The organism is Sphingobacterium endophyticum (assembly GCF_009733535.1).
Taxonomy (GTDB): domain Bacteria; phylum Bacteroidota; class Bacteroidia; order Sphingobacteriales; family Sphingobacteriaceae; genus Sphingobacterium; species Sphingobacterium endophyticum.
In genome coordinates, this window is record NZ_SMMI01000045.1 from 1 (window position 1) to 1,194 (window position 1,194).

General features: G+C 52.1%; 1 rRNA gene. It reads left to right on the forward strand.

Going from position 1 to position 1,194, the window contains the following annotated elements:
- Positions 1-1,136, forward strand: a 23S ribosomal RNA gene (locus E0Y80_RS20705); the annotation flags it as partial.
- Between the last annotated feature and the right edge of the window lie 58 nt (positions 1,137-1,194).

The window sequence follows — 1,194 nt, forward strand, 5'->3', positions numbered from 1 at the left end:
TGGAGAAGCCGCAGTGAAAAGGCCCAGGCGACTGTTTAGCAAAAACATATGGCTTTGCGAAATCGAAAGATGAGGTATAAGGCCTGACACCTGCCCGGTGCTGGAAGGTTAAGAGGGGATGTCATCCGCAAGGAGAAGCATTGAATCGAAGCCCCAGTAAACGGCGGCCGTAACTATAACGGTCCTAAGGTAGCGAAATTCCTTGTCGGGTAAGTTCCGACCTGCACGAATGGTGTAACGATCTGGGCGCTGTCTCAGCCATGAGCTCGGTGAAATTGTGGTATCGGTGAAGACGCCGGTTACCCGCAACGGGACGGAAAGACCCCATGAACCTTCACTATAGCTTAACATTGAAATTGGGTACAGGATGTGTAGGATAGGCGGGAGTAGTCGAAGCGGTTTCGCCAGGAATCGTGGATACAACCTTGAAATACCGCCCTTTCTGTATTCGGTTTCTAATCCCGCTAAGCGGGAGACATTGTTTGGTGGGTAGTTTGACTGGGGTGGTCGCCTCCAAAAAGGTAACGGAGGCTTTCAAAGGTAAGCTCAGTACGCTTGGTAACCGTACGAGGAGTGCAATGGCATAAGCTTGCTTGACTGTGAGACCAACAAGTCGACCAGGGTCGAAAGACGGACATAGTGATCCGGTGGTTCTGTATGGAAGGGCCATCGCTCAAAGGATAAAAGGTACTCTGGGGATAACAGGCTGATCTCCCCCAAGAGCTCATATCGACGGGGAGGTTTGGCACCTCGATGTCGGCTCGTCACATCCTGGGGCTGGAGAAGGTCCCAAGGGTTGGGCTGTTCGCCCATTAAAGTGGCACGCGAGCTGGGTTCAGAACGTCGCGAGACAGTTCGGTCCCTATCTGTTGTGGGCGCTGGAAGTTTGAGTGGATCTGACCTTAGTACGAGAGGACCGGGTTGGACGGACCGCTGGTGAACCTGTTATGCCGCCAGGTGTACGGCAGGGTAGCTACGTCCGGGATAGATAAGCGCTGAAAGCATCTAAGTGCGAAACTAGCCACGAGATGAGACTTCCTCATAAGGGCCGTCGGAGATGACGACGTCGATAGGCCACAGGTGTAAAGGTTGAGAGACCAAAGCCGAGTGGTACTAATAGCCCGAAGCTTTCCAATGCGGATAGTCTGTTGTCCTCTCTCTTTTTTGATCTTTTCTTTCAATAACATGTCAATG